Genomic DNA, 18754 nt, shown 5'->3' with positions numbered 1-18754 from the left:
CTTTGACACTGGCTGACCTACGCATCAAGAGTACGGCGCGCGACGGCGGCCTGCCGAGCAGGCCGCCGTCGTCGTGCCGGGGCGGGCGAGTTAGCGGACCGGGGCAGGGACGCCCAAGCGGCCGTCCACCATCTCAACGACGCGGTCGCAGTAGCCGAGGACGTCGTGGTCGTGGGTGACCATGACGGTTGCGACACCATGCTCGTGGCTTTGCCGTGCGAGGAGTTCCACGACTTCGCGGCTGCGGGCCCGGTCCAGGGACGCGGTCGGTTCGTCCACGAGAAGGAGTTTCGCTCCGGTGACGAGTGCCCGCGCGATGCCGACGCGCTGGCGTTCGCCACCCGAAAGCTGGCCGGGGCGGTTGGCCGCACGGTGGGCCATGCCGACGGATTCCAGCAGCGCAACCGGGTCGAAGGTCCTCGGGCCCCCGGCGAGCCGGTTTACCAGCCGGAGCTGGTCCGCCGCGGTCAGGGCCGGGATGAGGTTGCCGGACTGGAAAACGAAGCCGATGTTGGCCAGCCGGAACGCAGCGCGTTTGCCCTGGCTCAACTGCGAAACGTCCTGGCCGTTGACCGTGACCTTCCCGGAATCCGGGGAGGCCAGGGCGCCGGCGACGGCGAGCAGCGAGGATTTGCCGGAACCGGACGGCCCGACGATGGCCAGGAACTCGCCCGGCGCAACGTCGAGACTGACGTCGTCGAGGGCCGTCACCCGGGTGTCGCCGTCGCCGAGTTCCATCACCGCGTGGCGGATGGACAGGCCGGTGGTTCGGTGCGTGTCGGCGAGGCCTCCGACGGCTGCCGGGAACGTGGGGGTGTTCATCGCTGTCCTCCAAGGGCGTTGAGCGGGTCGATCCGGGAAATGCGCACTACGGCCACGGCGGCGCCGATCAGGCCCAGTCCGATCGTGAGTGCCGTGGCGATGGCGATGGGTGCGGCCTCGAGAGCGAACGGCATGACATCCGGCATGGCCGCGCCCAGTCCCAGGCCTGCGGCCACGCCCAGCGCCGTGAATCCCACCAACAGAATGGCGGCCTGGGCCAGCCCATCCCGCAGCAGGTAGCCGGTCGAGGCCCCGATCGCCCGCAGTACCGAGATTTCGTGCTTGCGTTGGATGGTCCACACGGTGAAGAACGCGCCGACCACCAAGGCGCAGATCGCGTAGAGGAAGACCTGGATCATGCTCAGGGTCATGGTCTCTGCCTCATAGCCGGGAGATGCATTAAAGGCAGCGGACAGGGACTTGCTGGACGTCCCGGCGGCAGTGTCGCCGGCAGCAAGGTCCAGCTTGGCGCCGGGCTTGGCCTGGACGGCAACGACGCTGGCAGTATCAAAATTGAGGGCGGACAGCTGCGCGGCGCTCGGGGAACCGGCCGCGGCTTGGCCGGACGCGATCAGCTGCCAGGTTTTCAGGGGCAGGTAGGCCACGTCGACATGTCCAAACGTGGCCTGGCCGTCGGTAAAGCCCACGACTTTGAGCTTCGTGCCGATCCGGTCCAGGGTCACGACCGTGCCGAGTTCGATGCCTTCAGCCTTCGCGGTCGAGGACACGACGAGGCCGTCAGCGGCGCCCAGTCCGGTGCCCTCGGAGCGGGAGGGCTCCAGGAAGGATCCGGGCTCAATGCCGAAAAGCGTGAGATCAACCTGCTTGCCGGACTCCGTAGTGGCATTGGCCATRCCGACGCCCATCTTCTCGGCGGCGGCCACGCCCTCGACGCCGCGCCAGGCGCCGAGCTGTTGGTCATCGATCACGGAGCGGGAGAAGGCGTTGTCGGTCTTGGTGCCCTCGTCGAAGGCGAACGCGGTCACCGGCATCGACTTCAGGCCCGACACGCCGTCGTTGACGAGGCCCGAGGAAAGGCCGGAGAGCATCACCATCAGTACGGCGATGAGTGCAATGACACCGCCCATCAGGCTGAAGCGGCCACGCGCGAAGATCAATTCGCGGAGTGCAAGGAACATTGGCGGTCCTAGGTTCAGAGGAGGATGAATGAAGTTGCTGACTAGCTGTCGGCATCTTTCTGACAGCTTGTCAGGAAACCGCGAGCGTTTCAAATCCTGCCACCCTGGAGCCCCGCACGACCGCACGGAACGACCGGGCAAGAAGCCGTCCGCGAACGGGGCGGCCGCTGCTTGTTAGGCTGATCGGATGAAACGACGCCTCGCCGCCGCCTCCCTGTCCGCCGTCTTCCTGATGCTCACCATTTCCGGGTGCGGCCAGGTGCAACAGGCAGCCGGGAAGGCAGTCAACGACGGCGCGTCGCAGGTCGCCACGGCGGCCGGGGCCGAGATCAAGAAGCAGGCGTGTTCCCTCGTGGCGGACGGTCTGGTCAGCGCCTCGGACAAGCAGGCGCTGGGCGGGCTGGTCTCCGGCGCGCAGACCGCCGGCCTGCCCACGGAGATCACCGCTCCACTCAAGAAAATCGCGGATTCAGGCGACCGGGTGCCAGCCGACTCGGTCAAGGCGCTCCAGGACGCCTGCGCCAAGTAGCGGGCACCCCAAGTAGCTGGCACTAGGTGTCGTTCTGGGCGCCCAAAACGACGACAACTGCGGGCCAGTTTGGGGAAAACCCTAGCGCTTGCCCTTTTTCCTGGAGCCCTTGCCGCGGCCCTTGTCCGGGTTCGGCGCGTAGCGCTGCGCCACCTTGGGTTTCTTGACGGCCGGACCGCGGCGGTCCGGCTTCGGTTCGCGCTTGGGCTTCTCCTGCTGCGCCGAAGGCTGCCGGGAACTCGCGGCAGTCCGGCCGCGGACAATCCCGATGAACTCCTCGATCACCTCGTCGGTGGACTCGCTCGGCCAGGCCAGGGCGATCCCGGTGGCGGGAGCGCCGGTGAGCTTCCGGGCCACGGTGTCCTTGACGTTGAAGTGCCGGGCCACGGACATGGGCAGGACCACCAGGCCGGCTCCGCTGGCAACCACCCGCAGCGCCGGTTCGGGTCCACCGAGTCCAGCGACATCCAGGAAGGTCTCGGCGGCCAGGTCGGCCAGCGCCACCTCCTCGAAAACAGAAATTTCGTGGCCCTTCGGCGCCACCACCACGGGCTGTTCCTCGTACAGCGGGATGACGTTGAGGCCCTCGCGGTCCACCGGCAGCCGGACGAAGCTCAAGTCCGCGGATCCGTCACGCAGGACCGCSAGCTGGGCGCCSTCGTCGGACATGAAGGAGTGCAGCGGCACGTCGGGCATCCGCTCTTCCCAGCGGCGGATCCATTTGCCGGGCGTCACGCCGGGCACGTACGCGAACCGCAGCTCCCGCGGCGCGGGGACCGAATCGTCGGAGGGCTGGGCTGCTTCTTCTTCTGCGGACACACGTTCACAGTACCGTCAGTCCCACCGGGCGGCGCAGGGTTGGCGGCTGCTTGGTGCTGATTTGGCGCTGATTTGGTGCTGTTTTGGCGCTGATTTGGTGCCTCGCGGCTTGGCCGCCGGATACCCTTGAAGCATGACCTCTGCAAACTCCCAGTCCATGAAGCCGGCCACCGTTGCCAAGAAGCTTGGCATCTACCTGCCCGCAACACCCCAGGAGTTCCAGGATTCTGTTATCACCCGCGCTGATTTCGCCGAGCTCCAGGCCAACCCGCCGGAGTGGCTTGCCGAACTGCGCCGCACCGGCCCGCACCCGCGCCCGGTCGTCGCCCAGAAACTCAACGTCTCGATCGCCGGTCTGGCCCGCGGCGGCGTCGAGGAAGCGCTGACGACGGCGGAAATCACCTCCCTGCTGCAGGCTCCCCCGGCCTGGCTGGTGGCCGAGCGCGCCACCCACGCCGCCGTGCGCGCCGAAGCTCAGCGGGTCAAGGACGACGCGGCGAAAAAGGACGCCAAGAAGGCCCGGGCCAGGGCGGAGTAGCCCCTCCGGGGGTCCTCCGCGGCCGTTTCGACGGTTCCGTGCGCACTCGACGCTGCGAACCGTCTAGTCGGCAGGGAACCGTCGAAATGGCGAGATCCCGCCGGGAGCCGCCCGTCAGTCCTGGTGCAGCTGGACGAAGTTGCCGCAGCCGTCGTCCAGCACCGCGGAGATCCCGCCGGGCCCCTCGGACGGTTCGCCCTGGAACATGACACCTTTCGCCGTTAGCCGGTCATATTCGGCCCTGACGTCCGGCACGCCGAACACGATCGCGGGCAGCCCGGCGTCGTGGCAGGCATTCATGTAGTTGGCGCCGATCGGGTTGTCGCTGGGTTCCAGCAGCAGCCCGGCCGAGCCCCCTCCCTCCGGGTCTTTGATGATGTAGAGGTTGTGCTCGGGCAGCGCCATGAGCGTGTCGAAGCCCAGAATTCCGGTGTAGAACTCGTGGGCGGTGGCCGGGTCCTTGACGTGGATACTGCACATTTTCAATCGCATGGGCCCTAGGCTACGCCGGGGCGGCCCCGGACGGTAACCGGCCATTGACGGCCCGCCGCCGAGGGACTCCAATGGAATCAGCGGAACAACGTCCGCCCGGACGGTCTCCGCAGGAGGTGCGCAATGCCGTCACTCGCAGGGGCCGGCCCGCTCGGCGCCGGGCAGTTCCTGGTTCCGGCCCTTCTGGTTGTGGCCGCGGCAGCCGGCTCGGTCTACCTCGCGCGGAAGCACCAGGCGTCCGACGGCGGGTTGCCCGACGCCGTATTCTGGGACGGTTTCGCCGGACTCGCCGTCATCGGTCCCGCAGTCCTGCTGCCGTCCCTGGTGTCCCCATGGGCCGGGCTGATGCTCGCCGCCCTGGCCGCGGCGACGGCGGCCGCCTGCTACCGCTGGACGCCGGGGCTGCTCCGCTGGCACGACGCCCGGCAGGACGCCCGGGATGCCGCTGCCGTCAACGCGGCCGCCGCGCTCCGGCACCGCGCGGTCCTTGGCCGGTGGCAGCGCTACGAGCTCGATCCCGCCCTCTGCATCGACTTCCCCGCCATGAGCGATCCGGGCCGCCCGGAGACCGCCGCGTTCCTCAAGGCCATGAAGGCGGCCGGCCGAGTCAGTGACTTGAGCCCGGGCGCCCGGGCCGGATCCGGCTACAGCGCCGCCGTCGAGCGGCTGGAACGCGCCTTGGCGGAGGCGGAGCGCGCGGCGGGCGCGCTGCACGGTTCCAAGGAGGGGCAGATGTCCACTGAGCTGTACGAACCACTGAAGGGGCACGATGACTGACATCACGATTATCGGCAGCGGCAGCATGGCCCGGGCGATCGGCCTCCGCGCAGTAGCCGCGGGGCGGAGCCTCCAGATCCTGGACCGGACCCCGGCCAACGCCGCCAAACTCGCAGCGGAACTTGGTCCCGCCACCGCATCCGGAAGCCTCGGAGAGGTGCCCGAGGGCGACATTGTGGTCCTGGCCCTCTACTTCGAACCGGCCAAGGAGGTCGCCACGCACTACGGCGATACCCTCAGCGGCAAGACGGTGATCGAGATCAGCAACCCGGTCAACATGGAGACCGGCGACTCGCTGCTGGTTGAACCGGGGAGTTCCGCGGCGGAGGAGGTGGCCCGGCTGCTTCCCGGGGCCCGCATAGTAAAGGCGTTCAACACGACGTTCGCGGGCCCCCTGGCCGAGGGCGCCGCGAACGGCCTGCCGCTGGACGTCTTCATCGCCTCCGACTCGGAGCCGGCCCGGAACGAAGTAGCCTCGTTCGTCGCCGCGGCGGGCCTCCGGCCCCTCCAGGTCGGGGCGTTGCGCCATGCCCGCGAGCTGGAGGGGATGCAGCTGCTGCTGATTGGGCTGCAACTGAACCCGGCCTATGCGTCCTTTAACTGGGGCACGTCCCTGAAGGTCATCGACTGACATCATCCACCGGGCGGCAGGTCAGGCCTAGAGTTCGACGGTGCCGCTTTCGCCGACGCTCATCCGGCTGTGCGTGACCTTGGATTTCACCCATTGCAACACCGTCGCGGCCGTTCCGCCCGGGCTGGTCCAGTACTCGGCCGAATCGGAATCCACGTGCAGCAGGACGGCCTCCGGGGTCTCCGGGCCGTCCGGGAACCATGCCTCGACCGCCTGGTTCCAGCGGTCGCGGATTTGCTGCCGGTCCGTGACCACCTCTGCCTGGCCGGCCACCGACACCCACTCCTTGCCCTTGCCGAAGGACACGTTGACGGCTGGATTCGCCCTGACGTGGGCCACCTGCGAGGTGTCCTTCGAGGTGAAGAACCACATGTCGCCGTCGTCCTCCACGTCCTGAACGGCCAACGGCCGGCTGACGAGGGCGCCGTCGCCGTTGATGGTGGTGACCATCCCGATCCGGGAATCATTAATGATCCCGGTTACCTTGCTGATGTCCTGTGCGTCCGACATGCGCTCACCTCGTCCTTGGTCCAGCGGAGGAAGGTCCTCCTGCCGCCAGCCTATTGATAAGCGTGCTTACTTTTCAAGCACGTTCCAGGATCTGGCGGCCGGAGGACCTTCGATGGCCGGCCGGCGGGACTCAGTTTCCGCGGGTCAGGACTTGGCCTTTGAAGAATTCCGGACGGAGTTTCGCCATGACCAACATGACCACCACGCCCAGCAGGATCACGCCCATCCCCAGGATGAACACGAGGCCCAGGCCGCCGACGGATGACCCGGAGCCGTACGCCGGGTCCATCGAGTCGTAGGCGGTCTTGACGAACATCACCAGCAGGATCACGCCGCCCAGCAGCGGTGCGAGGAACTTGAAGAAGAAGGAGTGCGCCCCGCTGAAGGCCTGGGCGCGGAAGAACCAGACGCAGGCCAGAGCGGTGATGCCGTAGTAGAAGCAGATCATCATGCCGAGCGCCGTGATGGTGTCCCACAGGGCATTTTCGGACAGGGTGCGGGTCACGACGTAGAAGACGGCGGCGGCCACCGCCGAGGCAATGGTGGCGTAGCTCGGGGACTTGTAGCTGGGGCTGATGTTGCCGAACTTGTGCGGCAGCGCCTTGTAGTGGCCCATGGACAGGAGGGTCCGCGCCGGGGACACGAAGGTGGACTGCAGCGACGCCGCCGAGCTGCTCAGGATGGCCAGCGACATCAGGATCGCGAACGGGCCCATCACCGGTCCGGCGAGGACCGCGAAGATGCTGCCCTGGTTTTCGGGGTTCCCGGCACCGAGGCCTTCCGTGCCGACGCCGGCGAAGGCCAGGGTGGCCAGTGCGACCGTCATGTAGATGACCACGATCACCAGCACGGTCACGGTGGCCGCGCGGCCCGGGGTTTTCTCCGGGTTCTTGGTTTCCTCATTCATGGTCAGGGTGACGTCCCAGCCCCAGTAGATGAAGATGGACAGCGAGACGCCGGCGGCGAAAGCGGAGAAGGACTCCACAGCGAACGGGTTGAACCAGTCAGGGGCGATGGCGGTGGCGTCAAACGCGGTCCCGTTCGCGACGTGGCTGAACGCGGCGACGGCGAACCAGYCCAGGACCAGCAACTGGAAGGCGACCAGAACGTACTGGACGGTCTTGGTGGTCTCCATCCCGCGGTAGGAAACCCAGCACGCCAGGGCGATGAAAACCAGCGTAGTGGCGATATTCAGCGGCAGGTTGCTGGATAGGTCTCCCAGCTCCGGATTACCGAACACTTGGGCCAGCATGAGGTAGAAGAAGTCGACGGCGACGGCCGCCAGGTTGGACAGCACGATGATGGTCGCCGCTACCAGCCCCCAGCCGCCCATCCAGCCGATCCACGGGCCGAACGCCCGCGACGCCCAGGTGAAGGAGGTGCCGGCATCGGGCATGGCGTTGTTCAGCTCGCGGTACCCGAACGCCACCAGCAGCATGGGAATGAAGCCCACCAGGAAGATCGCCGGCAGATGCACGCCGACCTGGGAAACCGTCGGGCCCAGGGCGGCCGTCAGGGTGTAGGCCGGTGCGATGCAGGATACTCCGATGACGACGGCGCCGATCAGCCCCACCGACCCGGCTTTCAGTCCCTTCTCGCTCAGGCCGTGCTGCTCGGCGTGGGCCGTGGAGGTCGCTTGTTCGGTGCTCATGCTTGTGCCTCTCGGGAGGGTTCATTCGACGTTGAATGGTTGGGCTGCTTGAACTCGTAGTCGCTGGGGACCACGATCATCGGCACCGGCAGGGCCCGCAGGATGCGGTTTGCCGTGCTGCCCAGGAAGATGGAGCTGCTCCGGGCGAGGCGGCTCGATCCGATCAGCAGAACCTCGCCGTCTTCCCAGTCCAGCCGGTCCACCGCCTCCTCGACGCTGCCACCGTGCGCGACGACGACTTCGATCTTGTCGGCCRGCTGGGCGGCGGCCGGGTCCCCTGACGGGTCGCCCGGCAGGGCCGCCGCGACCCGTTGCGCGGCGTAGTCGCGGGCGGCGTCGGCCGCGGCCGCCGAGTCGCCGCCGTCAAGGGTCAGCAGCGAGACTACCCGCATCGGCACTTCCCGGTGCTTGGCCATGGAGACGGCGACCTGGAGCAGCTCTTCCGCGCCCGGGCGGTCCCCGAGGCCGCAGCTGAGCCTGGTCAAGGCCTCGCGGCGATGGTAGCCGTGCGGGGCCAGCGCCACCGGGACGGTCGCCGCGTGCAGCAGGGCGCCGGCCACCGAGCCCACCGTGAAGCGCTTGAACAGCCCGCTGCTGGTGGCACCGATGATGAGCATGTCCGCCTGAAACTCATCGCAGGCATCGATCAGGGTCTGCGCGTCGGATTCACCGCTGCGGATGTGGGCTTTAGCCGGGACATCCGCCGGCACCAGCGCCAGCGCTTCATCGAGCCACTCCGACGCCTGCCGGTGGAGATAGCTGTCATAGCCGGCCGCGGGTGCATGGGCCGCGTTGAACACCCCGGCGTCCGGGATGGCCATCACCAGGTCCAGGGCCGCTCCCCGGCCGCGGGCCAGCGAGACGGCCAGGTTGAGGGCATCACGGCCCCTCGCATTGGCGGTATACCCCACTACGTAACGCATCTGGCCGACCTCTCTGGTTGGTTAGGGATTGCTGGTCAGGGGAAGCAGTACTAGACAGCCGGGGTGCGGTCGGCGGCCGCGACAATCCGGGCCGCGGTCCGGCGCCCCATCCGTACGGCGCCGTCCACATGCTGGTAGCCCTCGGCTGCGAGGTCGGAGCACGCCCAGTGGATCGGCCCCACGGGGGCGAGTTGGTCCTTGCCGTAGCGGTGCAGGCCGCCSAGGTCGTAGCTGGCGGCATAGGCGCCGCGGGTCCATTCCTCGGAGCCCCAGTCGGACTCGTAGTAGACCTCCGGTTCGAGGGCCTCCTCGCCCAGGAAATCGGCGATGGACGCCAGGATGGCCTGGCGGCGCTCCCCGGCGCTGAGCTCGAACATGGCGTCGGCCTTTTCGTCCGAGACGAAGCCCACGAGGGTGCCGCGGGGATCCGCGTGGTTGGTGTTGTCGTAGACCTCCTGGACCAGCGCGTCAGCGCCGAAGCAGGTTCCGGACAGGCCGTCTTCGCGCCAGAACGGCGTGCTGTACACGGCATGCACCTTGATGACCAGGCCGAGCGACTGATGCTGGTGCATCTGGTGCTGGCGGCGCGGCAGCGGCGGGTTAAAGGAGACCCTGGAATAGAGGTTCGGGGGCACGGCCATGATCACGAAACGCGCGTTCACGGTGGCACGGTCCGACACCACCGTCACCCGCTGTCCGGCGACGTCACCGCCGGTGTTTTCGGCGGTGGTTCCGCCGCCGGCGTCGCCTTCCCAGTTGATCGTGCGCACCGGGCTGGAGAGCACGACGTCGTCCCCCAGTTCCGCCGCCTGCAGCAGCGAGACCTGCTGCATGCCCCCGACGACGCGCTTGTCCAAGATGAAGTCCTCATCGGTGAGGTGGGTGAAGGAACCGGCCGATGCCGCCATCAGGACGGCCTGMAGKGCSGARAAGGCGTGSGCGGGCTTGGTCAGCATGCCGCCGGCAATGAACAGACCGATGTTGTTGCAGGCTTCCTCGTCGGCGGAATGTTCACGCAGCCAGTGGTGGAAGGAGATCGTATCCAGTTCGCGGGCCTTCGGGTGCGCCCACGGTTCGGTAGCGCCGATTTCCGCCGCGAGCGAGTCCAGCAGCGCCGTCAGCTTGTCCATTTCGGCGGCGGTGGCCTCACTGACCGGGAAGGAGTCGCCGGAGTACAGGGTGCGCCTGCCGTCGGCACCTATGTAGACGGACTGTCCCTTGCGGTAGCGGCTGTAGGTCTGGAGGCCGAGCTCATCGAGGAGCTCGAGCAGCGCCGTCTGGTCCGGCGAGACCCACTGGCCGCCGATCTCGAGCAGGGCGCCGTCGATCGTGTCCGTCCAGGTCCGGCCGCCCACGCGGTCACGCGCCTCCAGCACGGCCACGCTCAGCCCCGCTTTCCGGAGTTCCCGGGCTGCGGTGAGGCCTGCGGGCCCGGCTCCGACAATGACGACGTCGCGGTCAAGTTCCAGCATGATGTCCTTTCCGTGGCCGCCGCAGTGATGCGTACCACTAAATGAATGCCATTCATTTGTGACGACTATAGCGGTAACGTTGAATGGAGGGAAGACCCGCAGGAAAACTTTGCCCGCGGTGGAATAATCCTTGGGACAGCCCAGTAGAAAGGCCCGGAATGCCGGCAGCCACCAGCGCCACCGCGGATCCGCACCGCCCCGACGCCAAGCCGCGCCGGCGTGCGGGCCGGCCCCCCTCGGCCGTCCTCGACCAGGACGGCATCACCGCCGCCGCCCTGCAGTTGGTGCGTAAGAGCGGCTATGACGCGTTCACCATGGCAGCCTTGGCCCGTGCCCTGAATGTGGCGCCGTCGGCCCTGTACAACCACGTATCGTCCAAGCGGGAGGTGCTGGTCCTCATCCAGGACCACCTGACCTCGTTGGTGGACGTGTCCGCCTTCGGGACCGCGCCCTGGGAGCAGGCCGTGCGGGACTGGGCCTGGAGCTACCGGGCCGTGTTCGCGCGGCACACTCCGCTGATCCCTGTCATTGCCGTGCTCCCGGTGGCGGATGCGCCGAAGACCCTCGCCATGTACGAGGCCGTCAGCACGGGGTTGCGCCGGGCGGGCTTCCCGCAGGAACGCATCGTTGCAGCCATCGTGGCCCTCGAGTCTTTTATCTTCGGCTCCGCTTACGACGTGAACGCCCCGGCGGACATCTTTGCTTCCGGCAGCATGGCGGCGTCGACGCCGAACTTCTCCGCCGCCGTCGACAGTCTTGGCGAGCAGGGCTACGCACACCAGGCGGATGTGGCCTTCAGCCTCGGCCTCGAGGCGCTCATTGCGGGATTCGGGGCGCTCCGGACGTAGGGCTCCGAGGCCAAAGATATTGCGGGAACTGCCGAAGAGGTACGCCTGGACCCTGACCTCGGAGCGGCAAAGTGACACCGACTCCCCCGTGATCCGGTCGTGTCACCGACGTAGAATCGTGGTGGACAGAGAGCGCCAGCCAGCGCCTCGGCACAGCCAACCCCAGGAGGTCTCTCATGAGCCAGGCAAAGACCAGCGCGGAGGCTGCTGCTGCCGCACAAACCCTCTTCCGGGTTGCCCTCGGCGGCGTGCTCATCGCCCACGGATCCCAAAAACTCTTCGGATGGTTCGGCGGAGGAGGCATCGAAGGTACCAGCAAGGGCATGCACGCGATGGGCTTCCGGCCCGCCACGCCCAGTGCCGTGCTCGCCGGCGCCGGCGAAGCAGGGGCTGGTCTCGCTCTCGCCCTCGGATTGGCAACCCCGGCCGCGGGCGCGGTCGCCGCAACCACCATGGGCGTCGCAGCCGGCGTCCACGCCCACAACGGCTTCTTCGCAACGGAGGGTGGTTTTGAGTACCCCGCCGTGCTGGGCTTGGCGGCAGCCTCGTTCACCATTGGCGGTCCGGGACTTTACTCCCTGGACGCGCTCACCGGCCATGTCCTGGACCGGCCCTGGATGCGGGCAGTCTCGTTCGCCGCGATCCCTGCGGTGATGGCGGCCCAGCTTTATCGCCGGCGTAAGGCCTTGGCCGAGGACGCGGATGCGGATGCGGCGGTTACCGGCGCCGCGGGGGACCAACACTGAACCGTTCCGGCTGGTCCTTGACGGCGGGTCAGTGCCTACCGGGCCCGCCGTTCGTTGAGTGACCCACCCGCGCGCTACTTGGTGGCCAGCACCGGGATCGCGGGCGCCTTCAGCGAGTTGACCTGCAGGCCGACGGTGGCCTTCTGCCCGGCTGTGAGCTTGGTGGTCCAGTCCGATCCGGTGCAAGTAACCGAGGTCTTCGGAACTGCGGTGCACTTGACGCCCCAGGAGTTGGCGATCGAGGTGACGTTCGGGTCGCTCCACGTGACGGACCAGGACGGCACCGCACGCAGCGCGGTGACGTCGATGTTGGCGACGTAGCCGCCGGTCCAGGAACTGGTGAGCCGCCAAATGGCGCTGATCGCGGGGTCGCCGGCAGGCGCGGGAGTAGGCGTCGGGCTGGCCGTCGGCGTGACGGTGGGAGCCGACGTCGGCGTCGGGCTGACGGTCGGCGTCGGAACGGGGACGGTTACAACCGGGGCGGCCGTGAGGATCGGGGCGAGGGCATCGAGCTTGGCCCGCTCCGGTGTCCGCCAGTCAGCCTGGACGAGGCCCCCGGTGATGCCTGAGTTCGGATTGAAGGCCCAGTAGGCGTAGGACATGCCGTTCGTCTTCAGGTAGCCCACGATCGACTTCATCCAGGCCTTGTCCGAGTCGGTGGCCAGCGCGGAGCCGAATTCGCCGAGCAGGACCGGGGCGATTCCCTGTTTCTGCAGGTACCCCCAGTTCCGGTCCCAGACGGCCGGCAGGTTGGCGGGGTACGCGGGGTCGCTGAACCACTTTTGCGCGAACAGAGACGCCGGGTAGTCGTGCGGGGAGTAGACCACCCGGTTCGCGKTGTTCAGGACCACCGGGTTCGCGCCGACGTCGGCGAGTCCGCCGCCCCACCAGGTGCCGCCGGCGATGGCCTGGTTCTCGATCCCCTCAATGATGATCAACAGGTTCGGGTTGGAAGCCAGGACGGCGTTGCCGCCGCGGGTGGACGCAGCCTGCCAGTCCGTCGCCGCCTTGCCGCCCCAGGTCGCGGCCCCGGCCGGTTCGTTGTGCAGATCGGCGCCGATCACCGTCGGGTCGTTCTTGTACCGATCGGCCAGCATCTTCCAGTCGGAGATCCACTTCGACTCCGGGACCGTCGTCGTGTACCAGAGCGGCGACTGTGCCGCCGAGGACGGGCGGTGCCGGTCCAGGATGATCTGGAGGCCGTTGGCCTTGGCCCGCGCGATCACCGTATCCATGACATCCAGCGGCGTCTTGCCCTGGAGGTTATAGGCGCGGTTGGCCCAGTAGTTCACATTTCCATTGATGGACGTCGCGGCCAGGCACTCGTTGGAGTACGGCAGCCGGACCGTGTTAAAGCCCATCGACTTGATGTTGGCCAGGGCCTCGTCGATGGTCAGGGTTCCCCACAGGCCGTGCGGGACGCAGTCCGGGGTCTCCAGCCCGAACCAGGAGGTGGCCTTGATCGTGTACGGGTTGTTGTTGGAGTCGCGGATGGTGCCGCCGTCGGTGTGCAGCCAACCGGTCGCGGCCGGCGTGGCGTCCACGACGCTTGAGGCGGTGAGGGCGGCGGCTGCGGGCGGGCCGGACCAGACGGAAACCGCCACGACGCCGGCCAGGGCGGTGGCGGCCAAAGCGGAGAGTATCGTGTTCCGACGCCGGCTGGCCGGCGTGGGCTCGATGGAGCGGCAAGTCTGCAAGGTTCCTCCAGGTCCGGGGCAGGCTCGCCCGCAATGGCTCAGGCGTAGGCACGCCGACGGACCTCAGAGTACAGAGCGCGGGCGGGCGGCAATGCGGCGACCCTCCGGAGACAAAAAAAGAACCCCGGGAAATCAATGATTCCCGGGGTTCTGATGCGTGCGCGAGGGGGGATTTGAACCCCCACGCCCTTTCGGACACTGGCACCTGAAGCCAGCGCGTCTGCCGTTCCGCCACTCGCGCGCAACTTCTTTCACCTGACTGGGGCCCGATTTCCGGTCCGCCAACCTCGTAAAAGCAGCGAGATCAAGCATAACGGACAACTGCGGGAAAACACCAATCGAGGACTTGAGGGCCCCGGAGAGCCCACGGCCGGGCACCCGTGCGGCGCTCCTTGACGTCAGTGCCCGGCCTTTACTGCGCCCCGTTGGAGGTACCCGCTGCGGGCCCGCGTCCGCGGGGTGTCCGCGCAGGTCAGAGCTGCTCGGGGACATTTTTCCCGGCCCGGGCGGCGGGTCTCATTAAGGCCATTCCCAGCCTTGCCCAGTAGTATCGGGTTTAGGAGTGCCCGGCTGCGGCGGACTCCCGCGAATGCTGGAAACCGAGTTCCCGAACAAGTGCTGCCCCGCAGCCGTAAGGAAAGGAGAAGGACCATGGGCTTGCTGGACAAAGTCGAGCGCAGTATCGAAAAGGCCGTCCGCGGAGTCTTCTCCACCGGTTCCCGCGCCCAGGTTGAGCCGGTCGAGATCGCCAGCCATCTCCGCCGTGAAGTGGACAACAAGGCCCTCACGATCGCCGCGGGACGGACCTTGGCGCCCAACGTCTTCGATGTCCTCCTTAGCGGCGGCGATTTCGAGCGGGCCCAGGAATGGGGCACACCGCTCGCGGAGGAGCTGTGCGACGTCGTCATCAACCACGTCCGCAGTCAGGGCTACACCCTCCAAGGACCGGTGCGCATCAGCTTCCGCCGCGACGAAGACCGCCGTGCCGGCGATTTCGAAATCAAGTCCCGGACCGAGAAGGCGGGCGGCGCCCCGGCGCAGCAGCCGGGAAACCGGGCTGCCATGCCGGCAGCCCCCACCCGCCAGCCCAGCCGGCTCCAGCCGGTCCTGGACATTGACGGCCAGCGTTATTCGCTCAACGCACCCTCGGTTGTGTTGGGCCGCTCCTCCGAAGCGGACATCCTGATCGACGACACGGGGGTGTCCCGCCGCCACCTGGAAATCCGGAGCGACCAGGGCACTGCACAGGCCATCGATCTGGGTTCGACGAACGGAAGCTACGTGAACGGCCATAAGGTTGTGGGCAGTACGGAACTCACCGACGGCGCCACAATCACGATGGGACGGACCAAAATTGTCTTCCGCCTACTGCCCGCCAACCCCGGCGGCCGCCCGTGAGTGAACTGACCATCACCGCCCTGCGCTTCGGTTTCCTGATCCTGCTCTGGGTTCTCATCTTCAGCATTGTCTCGGCGATGCGGCGCGACCTGATGATCGGCCGCAAGGCTGCCGCCGGGGCACCCACCGCTCGCCAGGTGCGCCGGAACCCCGGGCTGGCCGAGCCGGCCCCGGCCCCCGTCAAGCAGCAGGCCCGCCAACTCGTTGTCACCGAGGGTCCGCTGCGGGGCACCACTCTTCCGCTGGCCGCTAGCCCCATCCTGCTCGGCCGGGCACAGGAAGCCACCCTGGTCCTGGAGGACGACTACGCCTCGGGCCGGCACGCACGCCTGTTCCCGCAGGGCAGCCGCTGGTTCATCGAAGACCTCGGTTCCACCAACGGCACGTACCTGGCCGATCAGCAGTTGACCCGGGCCCTCCCGGTGGAACTGGGAGTCCCCGTGAGAATCGGCAAGACGGTCATTGAATTGAGGCCGTAGCCATGGCTGCCCCCGAAACTCCCGCAGCCAGGGCCGAAGGCGAAACAACTACCCCGAAGCGGCCGCTCATCATGCGCTATGCCGCACGTTCCGACGTCGGCCGCGTGCGCTCGAAGAACGACGACTCGGCTTATGTGGGCCGCCACCTCGCCGTCGTCGCGGATGGCATGGGAGGCCACGCCGGCGGTGACGTGGCCTCGGCCGCCACCGTGCTGGACATGCTCCACCTTGACCGGGACGACTACGACGGCGGCGAAGCAGACACCGTCCTGGCCGACGAAATCCAGACCGCAAATTCACTGCTGTCCGAACTGGTCCACATGAACCCGAAACTGGCCGGGATGGGGACCACCGTGACAGCCCTGCTGCTGGCCGGTGGCAAGCTCCACTTTGCGCACATCGGCGACTCGCGCGCTTACCGGCTGCGGAACGGTAAGTACGAACAAGTCAGCGTGGACCACACCTTCGTCCAGCGTCTCATCGACGAGGGCCGGCTGCGTCCCGAGGAAGCCGAAACCCACCCGCATAAAAACGTTTTGATGCGTGTCCTCGGCGACGTCGATGCCAGCCCCGAAYTSGATCTSGAYGTYCTSGACGTCGAACCCGGGGAACGCTGGCTGCTTTGTTCCGACGGACTGAACTACGTCGCCGGGCACGTCGTAGAACGCACCGTCCGGGAGACGAAGGACCTTCGCGAGTGCGCCGAAACCCTCGTTGACCTCACCCTGGAGGCGGGCTCGCCGGACAACGTGACCGTGGTGATGGTGGAGATTGCCGAGCAGACGCCCGAGGACGTCAGTACCGCCGCCGTCGACGTCGTCCCGGCGCCCGCAACGAAACCTGCAGCCGAATCCGGCACTGTCACCGCGACAGTGCCGGTCCCGTCGGCCGTAGCGGCGCCCGATACCGGCACCGAAGACTCCGGCAGTACGTACGCTGGCAAGGCCAACGACGATGCAGCGGGCCGTCCCGTCGACAAGCCTGGCAAGTCCCCACAAGACGCCCCCGACGAGGCCAAGAAGCCCGAAGGCCAGGAACCCAAGCCGCAGGAACCCCAGCTGTCCACCGATCCGCATCTCGGCGAGCATCTGTCCGCCGAAGTTTTGCGCGAAGAACTCTCCACGCGCCCCCATGAGCTCGTCGGCGCTGCAGCGACCGCCGCGGCGTCGGGCTCAATCCCCTCCATTGCCGGACGGACCGTGGCGCGCCGCGCCGCCACCGTGCTGACGCACAAGGCGGACCCGGCCGCGGAAGAAGCCGACGAGTACAAGCCGCCGGCCAACCGCCGGCGCTGGCTTACCATCTCGATCGCTGCGGCAATCGTTGCCGTCCTCGGCATCGGCCTCTGGCTGGGCTACGCCTGGACCCAGACCAGGTACTACATCGGCGAACAGGACCAGAAGGTTGCCATTTTCAACGGAGTCTCGCAGCGTCTTGGCCCCATTCCGCTTTCCACCCTCGAAACGGTGACTGATATCCGCATGTCCGACCTGCCAGAGTTTTCGCAGCAGCGGGTGCGCCAGACGGTTCCCGCGCGGGACCTCTACGACGCCCAGCGGATCGTGAAAAACCTGGAGCGCACCGGCACGACGGCGCCCGCCGACGAATGCCTGACGCCGTCGCCCTCGCCCTCGCCCTCACCGAGCGGTAGCGCCGGCGCCAAGGCGCCCGCCCCGACGACTGCCGCCCCGTCCGGATCGGCCGCACCCTCCGCGTCCGCGTCGCCGTCCCCCACTAACTGTGAGGGGGGCAAATGACACCGATAGATCCCGTACCCAAGCCGCGCCGCAATGTCGAGCTGGTCCTCCTGATCCTGGCCCTCGCGGTGGGCATCGGAGCGCAGGCGCTTGTCGGCGTCGACCGGCAAAAGGCATTCGACACCGACTTCTGGTTCCAGTCCGGCCTGCTGGCAGCAGCCGCACTGGCCTTCCATGTGGTGCTGCGGATTCGCGCTAAATATGCCGACCCGGTAATACTTCCGCTGGTGGTCGGCCTGAACGGCCTCGGCCTGGCCATGATCCACCGTCTGGACCGCGTCGGGGAGGACACGGGCAATAACCAGCTGCGCTGGACGCTCGTCGCCATGGCGGTATCCATCGCGGTGATCTGGTTCCTGAAGGACCACCGGATCCTCCGCCGCTTTACCTACATTTCGCTCGCGGCCAGCGCGGTGCTGCTGATCCTGCCGCTGGTTCCGGGAGTCTCGGCGGGCGAGGTCCTGGGTGCCAGCGTCTGGATCAAGCTCGGCTCCATGACTTTCCAGCCCGGTGAGCTCGCCAAGGTCACCCTCGCCATCTTCTTTGCCGGCTATCTCTCCTCCAACCGCGATCTGATCCTGCTCGCAGGCCGCAAGATCGGGCCAGTACAGTTTCCCCGGTTCAAGGACCTCGGCCCCATGATCGCCGCCTGGCTGGTGAGCATCGGCGTGCTGGTCTTCCAGCGTGACCTTGGAACGTCCATCCTGTTCTTCGGCCTCTTCCTCGTGATGATCTACGTCGCCACCAGCCGGATCAGCTGGGTGATCATCGGCGTCGTCCTGATGGTCGCCGGCGGCTTCGCGGCCTCCAAAGTCTTCTCGCACGTGGCACTTCGGATCGACGGCTGGATCAATGCCTTCACGCCCGAGGTCTACGGCCGGGAATTCGGTGGCAGCCGGCAGATCGTCGAGGGCCTCTTCGGCATGGCCAACGGCGGCCTCGTCGGCACCGGCCTGGGCCAGGGCCGCCCCAACCTTGTCCCCTTCGCCAACAGCGACATGATTGTGGCCTCCTTCGGCGAAGAGCTGGGCCTGATCGGCATTTTCGCGATCGTGCTGATGTACCTGTTGCTGTTTACCCGGGGCTTCCGGGCGGCGCTCGGCACCCGCGACGCATTTGGGAAGCTGCTCGCCACCGGGCTGTCCTTCGCCGTCGCGCTGCAGTGCTTCGTCGTGATCGGCGGCGTCACGCGCCTGATCCCGTTGACCGGACTGACGACGCCGTTCCTCGCCGCCGGCGGGTCCTCCCTGCTGGCGAACTGGATCATCGTCGGCCTGCTGCTGATGATCTCGCACACGGCCCGCGGGCCGGTAGACACCACCCCGCTGCCGCCGGGCCAGGACCCCGAAGCGCAAGAGACGCCCCCCCTCCTGCCGCCGAAGCCGGCCACCGCACCGGCACGCAGCGGCGCCAGTACTGATGCTCCCACCGAGGCGGTGAAACGCCTGTGAACCAGGCAATTCGTAATTCCTGGATCGCCGCGATCGCCATGTTCGCGCTGATCTTCGGCGCGCTCAGCTATGTCC

At 67.5% G+C, this 18754-nt stretch carries 19 protein-coding genes and 1 tRNA gene; 10 read left to right on the top strand and 10 right to left on the bottom strand.

Annotation, left to right across the window (positions count from 1 at the left end; genetic code table 11):
* Window positions 1–90: 90 nt before the first annotated feature.
* Together AB4Y86_RS01270 and AB4Y86_RS01265 are read right to left on the bottom strand one after the other, a co-directional pair.
* Entirely contained in the window at window positions 91–822 is a 732-nt protein-coding gene (locus AB4Y86_RS01270; protein WP_441399620.1) for an ABC transporter ATP-binding protein, read from the bottom strand.
* On the bottom strand, window positions 819–1961 hold the full coding sequence (locus AB4Y86_RS01265) for an ABC transporter permease (protein ID WP_441399619.1): 1143 nt from the start codon (window positions 1959–1961) through the stop codon (window positions 819–821). Before AB4Y86_RS01265 ends, AB4Y86_RS01270 begins: the two co-directional genes overlap by 4 nt.
* A gap of 187 nt (window positions 1962–2148) precedes the next feature.
* On the opposite strand from AB4Y86_RS01265, the gene AB4Y86_RS01260 reads away from it, so the two are divergent.
* Window positions 2149–2490, top strand: a complete 342-nt coding sequence (locus tag AB4Y86_RS01260; RefSeq protein WP_441399618.1) for a hypothetical protein — start codon at window positions 2149–2151, stop codon at window positions 2488–2490.
* A gap of 81 nt (window positions 2491–2571) precedes the next feature.
* Here AB4Y86_RS01260 and AB4Y86_RS01255 read toward each other — a convergent pair whose 3' ends face one another.
* Window positions 2572–3309, bottom strand: coding sequence for a LysR substrate-binding domain-containing protein (locus tag AB4Y86_RS01255; protein ID WP_441399617.1), 738 nt, complete (start codon window positions 3307–3309; stop codon window positions 2572–2574).
* A gap of 133 nt (window positions 3310–3442) precedes the next feature.
* Here AB4Y86_RS01255 and AB4Y86_RS01250 point away from each other — a divergent pair, with 133 nt between their 5' ends.
* A complete protein-coding gene (locus AB4Y86_RS01250; protein WP_441399616.1) occupies window positions 3443–3847 on the top strand; it encodes a DUF5997 family protein in 405 nt (134 codons plus the stop codon).
* A gap of 114 nt (window positions 3848–3961) precedes the next feature.
* Here AB4Y86_RS01250 and AB4Y86_RS01245 read toward each other — a convergent pair whose 3' ends face one another.
* Complete coding sequence (locus tag AB4Y86_RS01245; protein ID WP_441399615.1) at window positions 3962–4339, bottom strand: VOC family protein; 378 nt, start codon at window positions 4337–4339, stop codon at window positions 3962–3964.
* Between the two features lie 123 nt (window positions 4340–4462).
* Between AB4Y86_RS01245 and AB4Y86_RS01240 the strand changes: the two genes are divergently transcribed.
* On the top strand, window positions 4463–5116 hold the full coding sequence (locus tag AB4Y86_RS01240) for a hypothetical protein (protein WP_441399614.1): 654 nt from the start codon (window positions 4463–4465) through the stop codon (window positions 5114–5116).
* Window positions 5109–5747 (top strand): NADPH-dependent F420 reductase, encoded by a 639-nt coding sequence (locus AB4Y86_RS01235; protein WP_441399613.1) that lies wholly within the window; start codon window positions 5109–5111, stop codon window positions 5745–5747. Before AB4Y86_RS01240 ends, AB4Y86_RS01235 begins: the two co-directional genes overlap by 8 nt.
* 27 nt (window positions 5748–5774) lie before the next feature.
* Here AB4Y86_RS01235 and AB4Y86_RS01230 read toward each other — a convergent pair whose 3' ends face one another.
* From AB4Y86_RS01230 to AB4Y86_RS01215, 4 genes are all read right to left on the bottom strand, one after another.
* A complete protein-coding gene (locus tag AB4Y86_RS01230) occupies window positions 5775–6257 on the bottom strand; it encodes a pyridoxamine 5'-phosphate oxidase family protein (RefSeq protein WP_441399612.1) in 483 nt (160 codons plus the stop codon).
* 130 nt (window positions 6258–6387) lie between these two features.
* The gene (locus AB4Y86_RS01225) at window positions 6388–7908 is read right to left on the bottom strand and encodes an APC family permease (protein WP_441399611.1); all 1521 of its coding nucleotides are present in this window, start codon (window positions 7906–7908) and stop codon (window positions 6388–6390) included.
* Window positions 7905–8831: a universal stress protein gene (locus AB4Y86_RS01220; protein WP_441399610.1), complete on the bottom strand. Its 927-nt coding sequence runs from the start codon at window positions 8829–8831 to the stop codon at window positions 7905–7907. Before AB4Y86_RS01220 ends, AB4Y86_RS01225 begins: the two co-directional genes overlap by 4 nt.
* A 50-nt stretch (window positions 8832–8881) precedes the next feature.
* Window positions 8882–10303, bottom strand: a complete 1422-nt coding sequence (locus tag AB4Y86_RS01215; protein WP_441399609.1) for a flavin monoamine oxidase family protein — start codon at window positions 10301–10303, stop codon at window positions 8882–8884.
* A gap of 158 nt (window positions 10304–10461) precedes the next feature.
* On the opposite strand from AB4Y86_RS01215, the gene AB4Y86_RS01210 reads away from it, so the two are divergent.
* Together AB4Y86_RS01210 and AB4Y86_RS01205 are read left to right on the top strand one after the other, a co-directional pair.
* Window positions 10462–11151, top strand: coding sequence for a TetR/AcrR family transcriptional regulator (locus AB4Y86_RS01210; RefSeq protein WP_441399608.1), 690 nt, complete (start codon window positions 10462–10464; stop codon window positions 11149–11151).
* A 176-nt stretch (window positions 11152–11327) separates the two neighbouring features.
* A complete protein-coding gene (locus AB4Y86_RS01205) occupies window positions 11328–11897 on the top strand; it encodes a DoxX family membrane protein (RefSeq protein WP_441399607.1) in 570 nt (189 codons plus the stop codon).
* Window positions 11898–11971: 74 nt separating this feature from the next.
* On the opposite strand, the gene AB4Y86_RS01200 is transcribed toward AB4Y86_RS01205, so the two are convergent.
* Entirely contained in the window at window positions 11972–13528 is a 1557-nt protein-coding gene (locus tag AB4Y86_RS01200; protein ID WP_441399606.1) for a cellulase family glycosylhydrolase, read from the bottom strand.
* A 224-nt stretch (window positions 13529–13752) separates the two neighbouring features.
* A tRNA-Leu gene (locus AB4Y86_RS01195) sits at window positions 13753–13835 on the bottom strand.
* Between the two features lie 410 nt (window positions 13836–14245).
* Between AB4Y86_RS01195 and AB4Y86_RS01190 the strand changes: the two genes are divergently transcribed.
* Genes AB4Y86_RS01190 through AB4Y86_RS01175 form a run of 4 tightly spaced genes read left to right on the top strand, consistent with a single transcriptional unit; the run spans window position 14246 to window position 18679 of the window.
* On the top strand, window positions 14246–14992 hold the full coding sequence (locus AB4Y86_RS01190) for an FhaA domain-containing protein (RefSeq protein WP_441399604.1): 747 nt from the start codon (window positions 14246–14248) through the stop codon (window positions 14990–14992).
* Complete coding sequence (locus AB4Y86_RS01185; RefSeq protein WP_441399602.1) at window positions 14989–15471, top strand: FHA domain-containing protein FhaB/FipA; 483 nt, start codon at window positions 14989–14991, stop codon at window positions 15469–15471. Before AB4Y86_RS01190 ends, AB4Y86_RS01185 begins: the two co-directional genes overlap by 4 nt.
* Before the next feature lie 2 nt (window positions 15472–15473).
* Window positions 15474–17228, top strand: coding sequence for a protein phosphatase 2C domain-containing protein (locus tag AB4Y86_RS01180; RefSeq protein WP_441399600.1), 1755 nt, complete (start codon window positions 15474–15476; stop codon window positions 17226–17228).
* Window positions 17225–18679 (top strand): FtsW/RodA/SpoVE family cell cycle protein, encoded by a 1455-nt coding sequence (locus AB4Y86_RS01175; RefSeq protein ID WP_441399598.1) that lies wholly within the window; start codon window positions 17225–17227, stop codon window positions 18677–18679. Before AB4Y86_RS01180 ends, AB4Y86_RS01175 begins: the two co-directional genes overlap by 4 nt.
* Window positions 18680–18754: the final 75 nt, after the last annotated feature.

This window comes from Arthrobacter sp. 2YAF22_2 (assembly GCF_052114645.1).
Taxonomy (GTDB): domain Bacteria; phylum Actinomycetota; class Actinomycetes; order Actinomycetales; family Micrococcaceae; genus Arthrobacter.
This window is presented reverse-complemented; position numbering and strand designations above follow the sequence as displayed.

Coding starts and splice junctions, on each gene's coding strand:
- AB4Y86_RS01270 (WP_441399620.1), bottom strand. CDS start 822: ATGAACACCCCCACGTTCCCGGCAGCCGTCGGAGGCCTCGCCGACACG.
- AB4Y86_RS01240 (WP_441399614.1), top strand. CDS start 4,463: ATGCCGTCACTCGCAGGGGCCGGCCCGCTCGGCGCCGGGCAGTTCCTG.
- AB4Y86_RS01230 (WP_441399612.1), bottom strand. CDS start 6,257: ATGTCGGACGCACAGGACATCAGCAAGGTAACCGGGATCATTAATGAT.
- AB4Y86_RS01245 (WP_441399615.1), bottom strand. CDS start 4,339: ATGCGATTGAAAATGTGCAGTATCCACGTCAAGGACCCGGCCACCGCC.
- AB4Y86_RS01260 (WP_441399618.1), top strand. CDS start 2,149: ATGAAACGACGCCTCGCCGCCGCCTCCCTGTCCGCCGTCTTCCTGATG.
- AB4Y86_RS01205 (WP_441399607.1), top strand. CDS start 11,328: ATGAGCCAGGCAAAGACCAGCGCGGAGGCTGCTGCTGCCGCACAAACC.
- AB4Y86_RS01250 (WP_441399616.1), top strand. CDS start 3,443: ATGACCTCTGCAAACTCCCAGTCCATGAAGCCGGCCACCGTTGCCAAG.
- AB4Y86_RS01190 (WP_441399604.1), top strand. CDS start 14,246: ATGGGCTTGCTGGACAAAGTCGAGCGCAGTATCGAAAAGGCCGTCCGC.
- AB4Y86_RS01210 (WP_441399608.1), top strand. CDS start 10,462: ATGCCGGCAGCCACCAGCGCCACCGCGGATCCGCACCGCCCCGACGCC.
- AB4Y86_RS01235 (WP_441399613.1), top strand. CDS start 5,109: ATGACTGACATCACGATTATCGGCAGCGGCAGCATGGCCCGGGCGATC.
- AB4Y86_RS01175 (WP_441399598.1), top strand. CDS start 17,225: ATGACACCGATAGATCCCGTACCCAAGCCGCGCCGCAATGTCGAGCTG.